The organism is Opitutus sp. sgz309028 (genome assembly GCF_059821195.1).
The window spans coordinates 1,236,569-1,250,794 of record NZ_JCAMRR010000001.1; the positions used below are offsets into that span (position 1 = coordinate 1,236,569).

Sequence of the window (14,226 nt, forward strand, 5' to 3'; positions counted from 1 at the left end):
GCTCGCGTAGCGGCGGCAGGCCTCCGAGCCTGCCTGCCTTCGGTGATACGCGCTGCGCATCACATTCAACCCAGCGGCTGGCCGAGCCGTTTCGCCGCGGTCAGCGCTGCGGCCGTCCGCGTTTCGACGCCGAGTTTTTCGAAAATCCGCTGGGAATGCGACTTGATGGTGTTGATCGATGTTTCGAGGATCACCGCGACTTCCGGGTTGCTCTTCCCTTGTGCGATCCAGAACAGCACCTCCGCCTCGCGCGGCGTCAGCCCGAGCGACTCGAGATCGGCGGCGCGCGGCGCCGGCCGGGTCGGCTCGAGCGCGAGGAGCTGGAAGTCGCTGCCGTTCGACGGTAGCACCGGGACCACACGCAGCGGGATGCCGTTCGCGGGCGCGAGGCGCAGGCCCGCGGGCACGCGATCCACGGAGGCACCGGGAAAATGGCGGGCCAGCAGTCGCGACGCCGCCTTCGTGCAGAAGACCACCCCGTCATGGCGATCGACCACGATCACGGCGCGATCAAGCGAATCGGACAATGCCTGTTCGGCGGAGAGTCGCAGACGGATCGCGGCGTCGAGTTGCTCATTGCGCTCCTCGAGCTCCGTCTGCAACTCGCGCAGACGCAGGTGCGTCCGCACACGCGCGAGCACCTCCTCCGGCTGGAGCGGCTTCGGAATGTAGTCGACCGCGCCGGCGGCGAAGCCCGCGACTTTGTCGACCACGTCGTCGAGCGCCGTCATGAAGATCACCGGCAGATCCGCCCACGCCGGATCGGCCTTCAGGCGCCGGCATGTCTCCAATCCGTCGATACCGGGCATCATCACGTCGAGCAGCACGATGTCGACCGGCGTGTGCCGCAACTGCACCAGCGCCCGCTCGCCGCTCTCCGCCACGCGCAGCTGGTAACCGGAATTCCGCAACAGCTCGATCAGCACGCCGAGGTTGGCCGGGTTGTCATCGACGAGCAGAATCGTTTTCATTTCGTGGAGCTCGAAACAGATTCGCGCGCGGTGGCATGGCGAACAACTTCGCTTAACGTCGCCATCTGATAATTGGCCGCCAGCGCGGCGAGGCGGTCGAGGAAAGGCGCGCTCGCCGGATCGCTGGCCCGCAGCGCGCGGAGCTTTTCCTCGAGTCCGAGGACGTCGCCACCGTCAATGAGCGCGAGCAGTTCCGTCAACGCCGGGCGCGAAGGAAGCGGCAGCTGTTCCCAGGGCGCGTTCGAGCCGCGCGGCGCAGGCTCTGGCCTCCCGCTGGCGTGTGTCCATTCGAGGCCCAACAAACGCTCGAGCGCCGCGAAGAGCGTCGGTTCGTGAATCGGCTTCGGCAGAAAATCGTCCGCGCCGGCGGCGACCGCCTGGGTGCGATCGATGGGAAACACACTCGCGGAGAGCGCGACCACGCGCTGGGGCGGATGCGCCGCGGCAGCGAGTCGCGGGATCAGCGTGAGCCCGTCGATCGCGGGCATGCGCAGATCGACGAGCGCAAGATCGAACGACTCATGCTCGCACGCTGCGAGGGCCTGGAGGCCGCCGTCGGCCTCGACCACGCCGAAGCCGAGCCCGCCCAGCAGGTCGCGCAGGAGTTCGCGATTGTTCGCTTCGTCATCGACGACGAGCACGCGTCGGCGCGGTCCGCGATATCCGGTGACGATGCGCGGCGCGTCGGACGCGAGCGCGGGCGGATCGCTCGGCGGCAACTGCACCTCGAACCAGAAACGCGTGCCGGCGCCGGGCTGGCTTTCAACGTGGAGCCGGCCGCCCATGAGGTTGACGAGCCGCTCGCTGATCGCGAGGCCCAGGCCGGCGCCCTGGGCAGCGAGCGCCGCCGACGCCGCCTGCTGGAAAGGCGCAAAGATTCTCGGCAGATCCTCGCCGGCGATCCCGATCCCGGTGTCGCGCACCTCGAAACGGACCGCGCCGTTCGACGGCTGCGCGGCGGCCGCCAGCGCCACTTCGCCGGTCTCGGTGAACTTGATCGCGTTGCCGAGGAGGTTCGTGAGGACCTGGCGGAGCCGGTGCTCGTCGGCGAGCACCCACTCGGGCAGCGGGGTGGGTTGGTGATGATCGAAACCGAGCCCCTTTTGCGCGGCCCGCGCCTGGAATTGTTCGGCGAGTTCCGCCACCAGGCGACGCAGGGCGCAAGGTCTCAATTGCAGATCGATGCGACCGGCCTCGATGCGGGAGAGGTCCAGCAGGTCGTTGATGAGCTGGAGCAGGTGTTCGCCGCTGCGCGTCACGAGTTCGAGCCGGCGCGCATTGCGCGGGTCGCCGGCGCTCTCGCGGTGCATGATCTGCGCGTATCCGAGGATCGCGTTCAACGGCGTGCGCAGCTCGTGGCTCATGTTTGCCAGAAACGTGCTCTTCGCGCGATTCGCGGCCTCGGCGGACTCCTTCGCCTGCAGGAGGCCCTGCTCGCTCGCGCGGAGTTTCTCCGTCCGCTCGGTGACCAGATGCTCGAGAACGACATTGCGCCGGCGAATCGCCCGCAGGCGCCAGCGGAGCAGCCCGGCGATCGCGGCGGCGGCGGCGGCGGCATAGCCGAGCCACGCCCAAGGCGTCCGCCACCACGGCGGCGGGATCGTGAACGCCAACGATGTTTCCGGCCCGATGACTCCGTCGGCATTGCGCGCGCGCACCGTGAACACATGCCCGCCGGGCGGCGGCCGCGGCAGCTCGACCGCGTGTTGACCGGAGAACTCGGACCAGGGCGCGTCGGACGCGCCGAGCCGCGTTTGATACGCGATGCGCCGGCCCGCGGCCGCTGGCACGCTGAACTCGAAACGCAGCGTTCGCGCGTCGGCCGGAAACGAACTGCCATCGTGGACAAAGAAGTCGCTCGGCCCGGGATGAAGCACGACGTGGGGTGCCGGAGCCGGCAACGGCAGCCGGGTGAGATCGACGCGGAGCAAACCCTCGCGTCCGCCGACCCAGAGCACCTCATCCGCGGCGGTGCGTTCATAAAAAAGGGCGGCGATCCCTTCGATGCCGGAGAGGACACTCGCCGGAAGCTGGCGGATGAGCGCGCCCTCCCGCGAGATCTCCACCACCCGCCACGGCCAGGCGTCGGAGTCATCGCCGGCGGCTAGCCGTAACGCCACCCACGCACGGTCGGGAGAAATCGGGGTCAGGTGCGCCGCGTGATATCCGTGCGCCCAATCCTGCTGGGGCAGCGCGCTGAAGTTTTGGGCAACGGGATCGAAACGGTGCAGTCCCGCTTCAGAAACGAGCAAGGCGTCCTGCCCCCAGCGAACGATCTGCAGGCGATTGATCCCGGAGGGGAGCGCGATGCCACTTTCAAATTCCTGCAACGAAAAGGCCCGCGAGAATGCGTTCGCCCGCCGGCTGGTGAGGAGGCTGGTCATGCTCATCTCCGTGCCGTCGGGAGCGGGTGGCGTCTGGTTTTGAGAGGCCGGGACGGCGCGGAGCAGAGTTCGTCGCGCCCGCCCGATCCAAAGGACATCGCCGGCGAGCGGTGCGAGCGACCACGCTTCGGCGAGCTGGTCGTGGAGGCCGTCATCTTCCCAGGTTTCATCGGCGTGGCGGAGACGGCCGACTCCTTGATTCGTGCCATAATAAACGTAGCGCGGGTCGTCCGGTGCGGCGGCAAGGATGTTCACCGGTTGGGAGGTGCTCGCGATGCGGACGAACGCTTCGCCGCGCAACGCGTAGATGCCGTCACGGCCGCCGGCGAGAAGGGCGCCACCGGCGCGCAGGAGGCTCCTGGAGCCGCCTTCGAGTCCGGCGATCCGGCGAAAGCGAACGCCGCCGTTGGCGGTGAACTCGCTGCGATAAATGCCGTCGTCGCTGGCGACATGCATCACGCCGTCGTAGCGGACGACTGCGCCGATCGGCGCGCCGCGCAGTCCCGTTGTCCGATCGAAGCGGGTGGCCGCGGGCAGCCCGTCGATCAATGCGAGGGCCGATGCGCTCGCCACCCAGAGTCGACCGTCTTCTCCGGCGAGGAGCCGCGGCGAGCGGGAGGAAGGCAATCCCTCCTCCAGGCCGAGCGTGGCCCACGCGTCGCCGCCGGCATCGTAAAAGAACAGTCCTTCATTCGCCGTGGCGACGGCGAGCGCGCCGTTGGGCAACCCTGCCGCCGAGAGCGCGCGCGGCGTTTGCGCGAGTTTCAACGTGGAATCGCCTTCGATCGCGAGGACCGATCCGTCGTTGAGCACCACGCGGAGCCGGCCGTCGGGCAGGCGATCGAGGAAAATCATTTTTGCGCGCGCGGAGACCCCGCGGAGTTCAGCGACGGGGACCAGGGTGTCGGCGTCGACGCGGAAGAGCTGGTGGTCGTTGCTTTGAACAAGCGCCACGCGGCCATCGCTGAGGCAGGCTTTCGCGTCGCGGCCCTCGGGCATCGCGAGAACGGTCCATTGCCCCGCATCCCAGCGCGCGACGTGCCGGGTGCTGGCAAAACAAACGCCGCGGTCGCTGATCGCCGGTCCTTCGATGCCGCCGAATTCGCGAGCCGGAATCTGGAGAGTGCCGCTCACCACGCGCGTCGCCCATTCGCCGCGAGCATCGCGCTCGGCCAGGCCGATGTGATTGCTGGTGACAAAGAACACCCGGCCCGCGGCGTCGACGGCGATGCTGTTGAGCAATCCGCCGCGCATCGTGTCGGGCACGTCAATCTCGCGCACACGATGGCCATCGTATTCGAGGATGCGGCTCGACGACGCGAAATAAAGGACACCATCGGGTCCGCGCGCTCCGTGGTAAACCGGCTGCGAGGTCGGAAACTCCGCCGCGGTAAGTTCGCGCAGGATCGGCCGGCCGACTTCGTCTCGCGTGGCCGCTTGCGCGACGGCGGACCATGCGAGCGAGAGCAGCGCAAGCGCACGAACGACACGGAGCGGGCGGGAGAGGCGCAGCATGGCGGAGCGTTGCGAGCAGAGCGTTCCGGGGACGGGATGCAACCGCGCGGTGCGCGGCCTCACCCGTTAGGGCGATGGCGGGTTTTGCCACCAGCTGTTAAAACGGGCCATGGTCCCGCGTTGCTCTCTCCGGCGTCTTTGCGACGCCGTGGCATTTCCGACGGCGTTTTCGGCTGCTTGTTTTCTCGCGGTGCTGCCTCATGGCTACGCCCTGCCGACCGGAGGCCGGGTGATCGCGGGCGAGGTCTCCGTCGCGCAAGCCGGCGGCGCGATGACGCTCACGCAGGCGTCCCGCCACGCGATCATGAACTGGGAGTCCTTCAACCTCGGCCGCGGCGAGCTACTGCACATCGCGCAAAACGGCGCCGACGCCGCGATGCTCGCGCGTGTGGTCGGCAATGATCCGTCCCGGTTGCTCGGCGCGCTGAAGGCCGACGGAGGGCTCTTTCTCATCAACCGCAACGGCATCCTCGTCGGCGCCGGCGCGACGATCGACACGGCGGCGTTTCTCGCGTCGACGCTCGATGTCGCGGACGCGGACTTCCTGAAAGCTGGCGCGCTGACGCTCAAGGGCGATTCCACCGCGGGCATCGTCAACCTCGGCCAGATCACCGCCCGCGAAGGCAACGTGCTGCTGCTCGCGCACACCGTGAAAAACGCCGGCGATATCTCCGCGGCCAACGGCACGGCGGGCCTCGGCGCGGGCACGGACGTTTATCTCGCTTCGCCGGACGCACCGACCTTCGTGATCAAGACGAATCTGTCCCGCGCATCCGCCGAGGCCGCCGCGAACGTGGGCGTCGATAATTCCGGCGTCATCGCCGCGGCGCAGGCGCAGCTCGAGGCCGCCGGTGGCAGTCTCTACGATCTCGCGGTCAACCACTCCGGGGTGATCAAGGCCACGGGCATCGAGCGCCGGCCCGACGGTCGCATCCTGCTCACCGCGGCGGGCGGCAATGTTGCGGTCGCCGGTTCCGCCATCGCCCGCGACGCCGACGGCGCAGGGGGCGAGATTCTCGTCGGGGGCGATTATCAGGGAAAAAACACCGCGGTCGCGAATGCCGCCAACACGCGGATCGCCGCCACGGCGTCACTCGATGCCGATGCCGCCGCAGCCTCCGCCAACGGCGGCCGCGTGATTGTATGGGCCGACCACACGACGCGGTATTCCGGCGCATTGTCGGCGCGCGGCGGCGGGGCGGGCGGCGATGGCGGTTTCGCGGAGGTCTCGGGCAAACGCACCCTCGCCTTCGCCGGCACGTCCGATCTTTCCGCGGCCGCCGGCCGACGCGGGACCTTGCTGCTCGATCCGGACAATATCACGATCGTCGCCGGCACCACGGCGGAACCTCCAGGACTCGTGAACGGCCCGCCGGTCACCTGGTCCGAGGCCGCCGACCCGGGAGATCATGACTTTGGCGCCGACAATCTCGTCGCTTTGTTGGCGAACAACAGCGTCCATCTGAGCGCGGCGGACACCCTCACGGTGAACGCACCGGTCGTGGTGGCCGCCGGTGGCACGCCGGGCGTCGGACTGAGTTTCTCCGCCAGCACGATCGCGATCAACGCGACCGTCTCCCTCGCCAACGTGGCGAACGGCACGCTGACATTTTTCCACGGGGGCAGCGCCGCCGGCACGAGCCTGACCACCGCGGCGGGCGCCACGATCGCCGCGTCGCGCATCCGCGTTGCGAGCTTCCCCATCACCACCTTGAGCGGTCCGGTTTCAACCGCGGCGTTGGTTTTCGATGGCTTCGGCCCGAAGACGTCGTTCACGGCCACGAATCCAGCCAACGCCATCGCCCAGTTCGTCCTCAACACGGACTCGGCCGATCCACAGGCGATCGACTTCACGGGCAACGTCGCCGTGCACAGCGGGACCGCGATGGCGGTTTCCGCGATGATCGGCGCCGCGAACGAGGTCACGTTCTCCTCCGCCGGCGACCTGACGATGCGCAACGACAACACCGATGTCAGCGTCATCACCGCTTCCGGCAGCACGAAACTCGCTTCGACTGGAGGCGTGCTCATCAACGAAGCGGGCGCCGACCTGCTCGCGGGGACGGGCCGCAAGCTGCTCTATACTTCGGCCGTCGACGGCGCCTTCACGCTCGGCGGCCTGACCGGCTACACGCAAGTCGACGGGGTGGGCTATCCGAACGACCCGAACGCCGCGGTCACGCTGGTGCTCTACCATGCCACCGGCGGCGGACCGACGCTCACGCTCACGATCTCGGCCAACGATTTTATCAAGCTCTACGGCGAAGCCGATCCGACCTTCACCGCTTCCTATGCCGGCGGCACGGCTTCCGATCTCACGATGCTGCCGACGTTCAGCATTCAGGAAGGCGGGCACACGAATGTCGGCACCTACACCATCGTGCCGTCGGGGGCGGCGTCCGCGACGCACTCCCTCGTCTACGTTAACGGCACGCTGCGCATCGACCCGGTGACGTTGACCTACGTCGCGAATCCCGCGAGCCGCCTCTACGGTGACGCCAATCCAGCGTTCAGCGGCACGGTGACGGGCTTCGTCGCCGGCGACACGCTGGCCACCGCGACGAATGGCACGCTGACCTTCACGTCTTCCGCCACGACCGCCAGCAACGCAGGAGAATATGCCATCCTCGGCGGCGGCCTGACCGCGAACTTCGGCAATTACGTTTTCCAGGATGCGCTGGCCAACTACTCCAGACTCACGATCGACCGGGCCCCGCTCACCGTCGCCTTCGTCAACGCCACGCGCACTTACGGCGCCGCGAACCCGGAGTTCATCCCGACGTTCACCGGGTTTCGCAACGGCGATACGCCCGCGGTGCTGACCGGTTATGCCTGGGGCACCACTGCAACCGCCACCTCGCCGGTCGGCGACTACGAGATTGGCGCCAGCGGCGCGAGCGGCGTGCCGAACTACGCGATCACGACCGTTCCCGCGACCCTCACGATCACGCCGGCAACGCTCACCTACGTCGCCGACGCAGCTTCGCGGATTTACGGCCTCACGAATCCGCTCTTCAGCGGCAGCGTGACCGGCTTCGTCAACGGCGAAACGCTCGCCAGTGCCACAAGCGGCACGCTGGTGTGGGCCTCACCCGCCACCACCACCAGCAATGTCGGCGCCTACGCCATCAACGGCTCCGGATTGTCGGTCAATCGTGGCAACTACGTGTTCGCGCAGGCGCCGACCAATGCCACGGCGCTTACGGTGGGTCGCGCGCCGCTCACGCTGGAAGGCCGCAACCTCACCGCGGTCTATGGCAGTCCCATTCCCGCCTTGGGCTATACGGTGACGGGTCCCAACGGAGCCCCAGCGGCGGCGGAGCTCGCGGGCATTACCATCGCGTTCGGCGAGGCCTTCTTCACGGGAACCCCCGCGGGCACTTATTCTTTCGACGTCACCGCCGCCGGCACCGCGCAGAATTACGAGATCACTCGCACCGTGCCGGGCCAACTCACCATCGCCCCCGCCCCGCTCACGTTGCACGGCGAACACGTGACCCTCTACTATGGCGATCCCCTCCCGACCTTGAGCTACTCCGTCAGTGGCTTGGTCGGCACGGATACGGCAGCGGTGCTGAGCGGCGTCAGACTCGGGCGCGAATTTCCCCCCAGTCCGTCGCCGGGCAATTACGAGATCGGCTTCATCAGCACCGGGACCGCCCAGAACTACGTGGTGACGGAGGTCGTCAACGGCTCCGTGACCGTTACGCGCCGGCCGCTCACCATCACCGCGAACGATCTCGCGACCCTGACGGGAGTCATCCCGCCATTCACGAGCACGTTGACCGGCAGCACGGTGGCGGGCGGTCCCCCATTCGAGATCCGATATCAGGTTTATCAGAAATCGATGAAGGACGGCATCCCCACGCTCACGCCCGTGAGCCTCTCGTCGCGCACCCCCGCCGGCGATTATGTGATCCGCCCCGTCCTCGAATTCGACCCCCTCACCTCCGGCCATCCGCAGGCGGTCTATGATATTTCGCTGGTGGACGGCACGCTCAGGCTCAACTCATCGCCACTCGACCTCACCAAACTCGATGCCTCTACCGTCGTCACTGACGGCGGCCTCATCATCAATGGCAGTTTCAACCTCTCTGACCTGAACAAAAGCGACCTCCTCCACTTTTCCCCGACCACCGGCGTGAAGGTAAAATTCGGAGGAATTCTGGCGGATGCCGTGACCGATGGATTGGGGCTGGTGGGTTCCAGCGGAGAAACGAACGTCAATCAGCTCATGATGGACGCCGACGCGAATCGGCCAGGCGCACGGGACCAGGTCGCGACCACCCTCTACCGTGCTTTTCAACGTTGCCTTGATAACAACACGGAGCTGTTGCCCGGGATGGCCAAGCTGCTGCCGGCAATCATCGACGAACTCAACGCACCGAAGCTCAAGCAGGCCGCCGAAATCGTAGCGCGCTACAAATCACAATCGCCCGACGCTTCCGCTACCGACGTCAGCTCCATCATAGCCGCCGGGGTCATCACCACCGGCCACGGCGGAACGCAACTCATGGAAGCAGGAAACGAGTTGGCACGGGAGATTGCGGCGCTCCGAATTCTTCCGCGGGATGCCACCCCCGAACAGTTTCTCCAGGCTTACGCTCTGCCGAAGGGGACGGACTCCCTCACCGCCAGGACCAGAGGCGAGATCTCCCGTGAGGTGACGAGTGCCATCAAAAACGTCGTGCAGGGATTGTATAACGGGAGCCTGTGACCGGACCCACTATGAAAACCAGGATCCGTTTGATTCTTTGGCTCTGGCTTGCGGGCTTGATGCACGCGTCAACCACGCCGACGGCACCACGGGTGCTGGTGCGCGGCGTCGTGTGCATCGCCGAGCCGGGTGAGTTGACCACCACGTCGCGCGGCCCCGCGCCTTTCGATGCTTCCCGCACGCCGGTCCTGCAGGAGCCGGCGGTGGCGACGCTGGTTGAGCCCTACATCGGCGTGCCACTCACACCGCAAGTTTCCGAGCTGGTGGCGGCGACATTACGCAACTGGCTGCAACAGCACGGGCATTCCTTCATTACGGTTTATGTGCCGCCGCAGGATGTGACCGACGGCATTCTGCGCGTCGTCGTGCAACGGGCGAAACTCGACGGGGCTCTCCGGATCGAGGGTGCGAATTATTTCTCCGAGGCCTCCTACCGTGCCGCCGTGCCGTTGGCCGCAGGCGACGAGATCGATGCCGCCGCCGTGCAAGCCGGCGTGGATCGACTGAATCGCGGCGGCTATCGGCGCGTAGTCGTTGCCGCCGAACCGGGCGCGACTTCCGGCACGACGAAACTCGTCCTTCGCACGCTCGAGACCCGGCCCTGGACGCTCAGCGCCGGTTACAACAACACCGGCACCGCCCTGACCGACGAGGATCGCGTCACCGCCGGCGTCGTCTGGGGCAACGCCTTCGATCGCGGCGACACGCTTGGCTACAGCTTCTCGGCCGATCCGGCTCTGAAACATTCGCTCAGCCACAGCGCCAACTACGGCACGATTTTCAAATCGGGCCACTCGCTCACCGCGTTCGGTTCCTATTCGACCATCGAGTCCGCCCTGCCCGCTCCACTCACGCAGGACGGCAAATCCTGGCAGACCGGCCTGCGCTACACCGTGCCGCTAGCGAAAACCGCCGGCGGCTGGGAACGCGGCCTGAACTTCGCCGCCGACTTCAAATACGCCGACAACAACCTCGAGTTTGCCGCTATCCCCGTTACCAACAACGTCACGCACATCGCCCAACTCGGCGCGACGTTCTCCTCTTCGCATCGCACGCCGACGCAGGGACTCGCGTGGTCCGCCTCGCTCTACGCCAGTCCGGGCGGACTCACCTCCGCGAACAACAACGAAGCGTTCGAACGCTCGCGCTTCGGAGCGAAGGCGGCGTATGTTTACGGCCGGATCGAGGGCCAGTATTCACGCGCGCTGCCCGCCGGCTTCTCGCTGAGCACCACGGCGAGCCTGCAGCTTGCCAGCGGCCCGCTGCTCGGCACCGAGCAGGTGAACGGCGCCGGCAGCGCCGGCGTGCGCGGCTATCGCGAAAGTTCCGCCTTCAGCGACGAAGGCGTGCTGGTGAACACCGAGCTGCACCTGCCAGCGTTCTCGCCATTCAAAGGCCGTGGCCAGGCGGACGTGTTCGCCTTCATCGACGCGGCGGCGTTGTGGGATCTTGGCTCCGGCGCGACGAGCGCGGAGCTGGCATCTTCCGGCATCGGCGTGAACTACCGGCTCGGACGCGGTTTCACGCTGAGCGCCGCTTACGGCTGGCAATGGAAGGAGATCCCCGACCTCGCCGACCAAGGCGCCGGGCATGGACACATCAGCGCCAGCGTCAGGTTTTAGTCCGGATAAACCACGCCCCAACCATCAAGGCTGGCTGCGCAACGATCGCCCGCCCGCCACCTCGCGGTCAAGGACACCCGCCCTCGGTGCGTGGGCGGCGCGGCGCTTCAGAACGGAAGCCGGACCGAAACGGAATATGTGCGGCCGAGGGCGGCATGAAGCGCGCCGTTGAAGCCAAAGATCGTGTCGGAAAACGGCGGCTCGTGGTCGAACACGTTGCCGATGCCGATGCCGATTTTCGTGTCCTTGCCACGACCGTGCCACAGGCCCGACCGGAAGGTATATCCAACATTCACATTCACGACGGTGACGCCCGGATAGCCCTGCGGCGCGAGCAGATTGCCGGCGAAATTGCTGGCGAATGCGCCGGTGTAGCTGGCGAAGACAGAGGCATTCCACGCGCGATACCGCCAGAAAACCGAGCCCGCCCAGCGCCAGCGCGGCGGCGCCGCGGTGTCGCCGACGAGGTCAGACGCCTCGACGCCGGGCTGCAATTCGACGCGCGCGACGAGCGCATGCGAACCGCCCAGGCTCACGCGGAAGCGCCCGAATTCGCGCCAAGGCAGCTCATACTCGAGCGCGAGATCCAGGCTTTCATGGTGCGAGGCGCCGAAGTTGACGAACGTGGCATCGACGCTGGCGAGCGGGCCGGGCTGGCCGAGCGCAATGTCCTCCGCGGTGGGTTCTAGCCGCGTGATACGCCCGGGGAAAAGCCGCTCGTTATCCACGATGGCCTGCGCGGTGAACAACTGAAGCAGGTTGCGCTGGCGGGTGCGGTGATAGTCGAGCGCGATCGAGAGCCCGGGCGCCAGAAGAGGTGTCAACACGACGCCATGAAACTCGCTGCGCGAGGTTTCCGGTCCGGCGCCGGCGTTGGAGCCGCGGTGCACGGACAGGTTGGCCGTGCGCCCCGAGGCGCGGCGCGGATCGGTGAGCGTCGACGTCTCCACGGTGTGCGTGGTCTCGTATTCCGAAAGTGACGGAGCGCGAAACCCCGTCGAGAAACCAGACCGCGCGAGCAGCCAGGGCGCGGGCGACCAGAGAGCGCAGAATTTGGGATTGGCGGTGTCTCCCGCCTCGCCGTGGTGTTCGTAACGACCGGCAAGTTGGAGCTCCACGCGGCGCGCGAACCGGCGGGCATTGGCGCGCCCGACCAAGGGCGCCGACAGTTCCGCGAACACCGCGTGGCTGTGCCGCCCGGCGGCCGCATCGACCACCGCACCGGCGGACGGGCGGGTTTGCACCCGGTGTTCCGCAAAACCGTAATCTCCGCCGAAGGCGAGTTGGAGGTCGCCGCCCGGGAGGGCCAGCAGCGGGCCGCTCGCGGCAAAATGGGCCGCCGTATATTCGGACACGCCGTCGTCGGCGTCGATCGCCGTCAGCCCGGCGTAGATCCGCGCATTCGCCGGAGCGCCGGCCCGGGCGTCGACGAACGGATTGAAGCGCTGCGCCGGATCGGGCGCGGCGAGTGCGGCGGTGAACCGCGCGTGATCGAGCGTGATGTTGCGTTGCGCGAAACGCTCGTGCGACCTGCTCACACCCGCGTCCCACTCCCAGCCATCGCCAACGTCGCGGGCAATGCCCGCGTAGACCCCGCGGCTCACGGTGCGCGTGGTCTGGCGCGTCGGCCCAAACTCATGATGCACGAGTCCGACCAACACATCCTGCCCGAAGGGATTGAATGCGTTCGGCTGACCGTCGATCATCGCGGGCACGATCGTGGCAAAACGGCCGAACCCCGTGGAGGCACTGGCAGCGCTCACAGGCGGTTGGGCCTCGAACACGCCCCGGACATCGCTCAGGGAAAAACCACCGTAGACGCGCGCGCCCCGGCCCGGCACGTATTCGACCGCACCGCCAATGCCGAACGACTCCTGCGGCGAAACGAGCGTGAGGTAATCGGCGGTGTTCATGACTCGCGCGCGGCTTACAGACGTGAGCGAGGTCGCAACGAACTGCGCGGGTGCCGGCGTGACACCAGCGCCGTCCGGCACGAGCGCAACGCTCGCCGGCGTGCCGTCGGGATTGGTCACGCCCTGCAGATAGCCGTTGCGCGCCTGGACGACCGCCGGGTAACCCCAGTTGAGGCGGAAATCGCGGCCCCGGACGGGCCTGCCGTCCGGCGCATAACCGACCACTCGCGCGGTGTGGTCTTGGTTGGCTGAGAAAGTCCGTTGCGCGGCGGAAAGACGGGCGCGATCGTAGAAATCGACGCCGATCATGCCGCGAAGGCGGGCATCTTTCGAAGTGAAACCGGCGAGCCATGTGGCGTGCCGCTCGCGGCCTCCCCCGTCGAACGCTCCTTTGTAGTCGGTGGAGAATTCGGCGCCGGTGTAGTTTTTCTTCAGGACGACGTTGATCACCCCGCCAATCGCGTCGGAACCGTAGAGCGCGGAAGCGCCATCGGCGAGCACCTCGATGCGCTCCACCATCCCGAGGGGAATGGTGTTCAGATCGACGAAACCCTGGCGCGAATCCGTGGAACGATTTCCCTGCCCGGCGATCGCACGACGGCGTCCGTCGACGAGCACGAGTGTCGATCCGCTGCCGAATCCGCGGAGATTGGCGCCCGAAACACCGGACTGCCCGAGCGGCGTGACGGCGGCGCCGAAAATGAAGCTGAACGGCGGCACACCGGTTTCGGTGCGCACGCCGAACTCGGGATTGAAGTCGTTGGGCGCGCTGCCGCGACCGGAGCCGGAGCCGGTGTAATTCTGCGGCAGAAGATTCAAAAAATCCGCGAGCCTCAGTGCGCCGGAGGCTTCAATGTAGTCGCGATCGTAGCGACTGACCGGCGAAGGCCCTTCGATGTCGGGGCGACGGATGTGCGAACCCAAAACAATGACCCGCGCCAGGATCGTGGCTTCAGGCAAGCCGTCGGCGGCGGATTCGTCACCCACTGCGGCCGCGCCGGCATGAGCGTGCACCGCGAGCCAGAGACAAAGGCGCGCGACGCGGCGGGACGTCGGGCTGGAACAGACGTGCGGCATTGGCGGCGTTTGGGTAACGGACGGCGG

Annotated in this window: 5 protein-coding genes; 2 read left to right on the top strand and 3 right to left on the bottom strand. The window is 67.2% G+C overall.

Translation table 11 applies throughout. The annotated features are described in order from the left end of the window. Positions 1–65: 65 nt before the first annotated feature. On the bottom strand, positions 66–971 hold the full coding sequence (locus AC6RV7_RS04775) for a response regulator (protein WP_500092762.1): 906 nt from the start codon (positions 969–971) through the stop codon (positions 66–68). Further along, complete coding sequence (locus AC6RV7_RS04780; protein WP_500092763.1) at positions 968–4,870, bottom strand: ATP-binding protein; 3,903 nt, start codon at positions 4,868–4,870, stop codon at positions 968–970. The genes AC6RV7_RS04775 and AC6RV7_RS04780 overlap by 4 nt, the downstream gene beginning before the upstream one ends. 148 nt (positions 4,871–5,018) lie before the next feature. Between AC6RV7_RS04780 and AC6RV7_RS04785 the strand changes: the two genes are divergently transcribed. Together AC6RV7_RS04785 and AC6RV7_RS04790 are read left to right on the top strand one after the other, a co-directional pair. Beyond that, positions 5,019–9,587 (top strand): MBG domain-containing protein, encoded by a 4,569-nt coding sequence (locus AC6RV7_RS04785; RefSeq protein WP_500092764.1) that lies wholly within the window; start codon positions 5,019–5,021, stop codon positions 9,585–9,587. Positions 9,588–9,598: 11 nt separating this feature from the next. Beyond that, complete coding sequence (locus tag AC6RV7_RS04790; RefSeq protein WP_500092765.1) at positions 9,599–11,209, top strand: ShlB/FhaC/HecB family hemolysin secretion/activation protein; 1,611 nt, start codon at positions 9,599–9,601, stop codon at positions 11,207–11,209. A 107-nt stretch (positions 11,210–11,316) separates the two neighbouring features. On the opposite strand, the gene AC6RV7_RS04795 is transcribed toward AC6RV7_RS04790, so the two are convergent. Beyond that, entirely contained in the window at positions 11,317–14,199 is a 2,883-nt protein-coding gene (locus AC6RV7_RS04795) for a TonB-dependent receptor plug domain-containing protein (RefSeq protein WP_500092766.1), read from the bottom strand. Between the last annotated feature and the right edge of the window lie 27 nt (positions 14,200–14,226).

Coding starts and splice junctions, on each gene's coding strand:
- AC6RV7_RS04795 (WP_500092766.1), bottom strand. CDS start 14,199: ATGCCGCACGTCTGTTCCAGCCCGACGTCCCGCCGCGTCGCGCGCCTT.
- AC6RV7_RS04775 (WP_500092762.1), bottom strand. CDS start 971: ATGAAAACGATTCTGCTCGTCGATGACAACCCGGCCAACCTCGGCGTG.
- AC6RV7_RS04790 (WP_500092765.1), top strand. CDS start 9,599: ATGAAAACCAGGATCCGTTTGATTCTTTGGCTCTGGCTTGCGGGCTTG.
- AC6RV7_RS04780 (WP_500092763.1), bottom strand. CDS start 4,870: ATGCTGCGCCTCTCCCGCCCGCTCCGTGTCGTTCGTGCGCTTGCGCTG.